This window comes from Kaistella sp., from assembly GCF_032060305.1.
Taxonomy (GTDB): domain Bacteria; phylum Bacteroidota; class Bacteroidia; order Flavobacteriales; family Weeksellaceae; genus Kaistella; species Kaistella yananensis.
Map to the genome: position 1 here is coordinate 1 of NZ_DAMBHK010000104.1, position 2,910 is coordinate 2,910.

The 2,910-nt window shown below is 41.5% G+C and carries 2 protein-coding genes; both read right to left on the reverse strand.

What is annotated here, in order from left to right; genetic code table 11:
- Nucleotides 1-1,910, reverse strand: a 1,910-nt coding sequence (gyrB, locus tag V5N63_RS11005) for a DNA topoisomerase (ATP-hydrolyzing) subunit B (protein ID WP_332033984.1), incomplete at its 3' end; no start/stop codon positions are given.
- A 211-nt stretch (nt 1,911-2,121) separates the two neighbouring features.
- A partial coding sequence (locus tag V5N63_RS11010) for an amino acid--tRNA ligase-related protein (protein WP_332033985.1) occupies nt 2,122-2,910 on the reverse strand: 789 nt, incomplete at its 5' end.

Below are 2,910 nucleotides of genomic sequence, written 5' to 3' on the forward strand. Positions count from 1 at the left end.
GCATTTTTCTCGATAAACTCTCTTCGTGGTGGCACTTCGTCGCCCATCAGCATCGAGAATACATTATCAGCGTCTGCAAGACTGTCGATGGTTACCTGTTTCAGGATTCTGTTCTCAGGATTCAAGGTAGTTTCCCAAAGCTGCTCTGGATTCATTTCCCCTAGACCTTTGTAACGCTGTACTTCAACACCTTTTCCGTCCGGAGCCATTTCTAAAGTAAATTCTTCCCGTTCTTTCTCGTTGTAGGCGTAGATTTTTTTGTTGCCTTTTTTCAGAAGATACAGTGGCGGCTGTGCGATGTAGATATAGCCGTTCTCGATCAGTTCCTTCATATAACGGAAGAAGAAGGTTAAGATTAGGGTAGAAATGTGTGATCCGTCGATATCAGCATCAGTCATAATTACAACTTTATGATAGCGGAGTTTGCTCATGTTGAGTGCTTTGCTGTCTTCTTCTGTGCCTACGGAAACACCGAGAGCGGTATAAATATTTTTGATTTCTTCGTTGTCGTAAACCTTATGAAGCATCGATTTTTCTACGTTCAGAATTTTACCTCTCAACGGCAGAATGGCTTGGAAATGACGGTCACGGCCCTGTTTTGCAGTTCCACCTGCAGAATCACCCTCCACGAGGAAAATTTCAGAAATTTCAGGATCTTTTGAGGAGCAGTCGGAGAGTTTTCCCGGAAGTCCGCTTCCACCCATCGGCGATTTTCTCTGCACAAGTTCTCTTGCTTTTTTTGCCGCCTGTCTTGCTTTTGCCGCCAAAACAACTTTCTGAACAATTAATTTGGCTTCGTTCGGGTTTTCTTCTAAGAAGTTCGTCAGCATTTCGCCCACGATTTTATCCACCGCACCCGAAACTTCGGAGTTGCCCAATTTTGTTTTGGTTTGCCCTTCAAACTGAGGCTCCATTACTTTTACAGAAATCACCGCCGTAAGACCTTCACGGAAATCGTCGCCGGTAACTTCTACTTTTTCTTTGGCAGGAATACCCAGTTCATCAGCAAATTTCTTCAAAGTTCTTGTTAAAGCTCTTCTGAAACCTGCTAAGTGCGTACCACCTTCATGGGTATTGATGTTGTTCACGTAAGAGTGAAGATTTTCGTTGTAAGAAGTGTTGTAACGCATGGCAACTTCTACCGGAATATCATCTTTATCACCTTCCATGAAGATCACATTGCTCATGATCGATTCGCGGTTTCCGTCAATATATTCAACAAATTCCTTCAAACCACCTTCTGAGTGAAAAGTTTCGGAAACCGGAGTTCCGTCTTCATTTTTCTGTCTTTCATCGGTTAATGTGATGGTGATTCCTTTGTTGAGAAAAGAAAGTTCTCTTAACCTTGCTGCCAAAGTATCATAGTTGTAAACCAACTCCTGGAAAATGGTGTGATCGGGTTGGAAAAATACTTCTGTTCCTCTTTCGTCTGTTGTGCCGATTTCTTTAACTTCCGTTAAAGCTTTACCCTCAGAATACTTCTGCTGATAAACTTTTCCGTTTCTGTTTACAGTAGCGATAAGTGAGGTTGAAAGTGCGTTAACACAAGATACACCAACCCCATGAAGTCCACCGGAAACTTTATAGGAATCCTTATCGAATTTACCACCTGCGCCAATTTTGGTCATTACAACTTCAAGTGCAGATTTCTGTTCTTTTTCGTGAAAATCCACCGGAATACCACGGCCATTATCTTTCACTGAAATTGCTTCTCCTTCGTGGATCGTTACGGCAATGGTGTCGCAGTGTCCTGCCAATGCCTCATCGATAGAGTTATCTACCACTTCGTAAACCAAATGGTGAAGCCCTCTTGTTCCGACATCACCGATATACATGGAGGGTCTTAACCTCACATGTTCCATTCCTTCCAACGCCTGTATACTACTCGCTGTATATTCTTTTTGACTCATATCTTCTTTTTTGCCAACAAAATTTGGTGCTGGCTGCAATAAATTTCAATTAAATTTTTCTGAATTTCCATCTTTCCGGTTATTCAAAAAGACCAACAAATATACTGAATTTAATCGGATTACGAAACCTAGAAAGTTGATTAAAAATGAAGAAGTTTTCCACAAAAAAAGTCCCCTGATCGCAGGGGACTTTAATTATAAAAATAAGTTGTTATGTAAGCTTTATTAAAACCTGATCATCGGTTTTCTCTACTTTAATCATATCAAATTTAGTAAGGTTTTTAGTCGCCTTGTCCCATTTTTTTCCTGAAAGCTGGCTTCTGGTTTTTACTTCTGCAAGATCCATTGGTTTTTCCTGAGAGTTTAGGATTTCGATGATTACTTTTTCGTCTTCGCCCAGTTCGATTTGAGGAACTGCTTTTTCCGGTTTCATTTGCGGGAAGAATAAAACCTCCTGAATTGATGGGTTGTTGGTTAAAAACATAATCAAACGGTCCATACCGATGCCTAAACCTGAGGTCGGCGGCATTCCGTATTCCAATGCGCGGAGGAAATCGTTGTCGATGAACATGGCCTCGTCATCGCCTCTTTCTGAAAGTGCCATTTGCGATTCGAAACGTTCTCTTTGGTCAATAGGGTCGTTTAATTCGGAATAAGCATTTGCGATTTCTTTACCGCAAACCATTAATTCAAATCTTTCGGTTAAACCTTCTTTGCTGCGGTGCTTTTTGGTTAAAGGCGACATCTCGATCGGATAATCGGTGATGAAGGTCGGCTGAATGAAGTTTCGTTCGCATTTTTCGCCGAAGATTTCATCAATTAATTTTCCTTTACCCATGGTTTCGTTCACTTCCACACCGATTGATTTGGCAAAATCAAACAGTTCCTGCTCGGATTTGCCGGTGATGTCGAAACCTGTAAATTTCTGAATGGCTTCTGTCATCGAAATTCTAGGGTAGGGCGCTTTCCAGTTGATGGTGTGCTCGCCAAAAGTAGATTC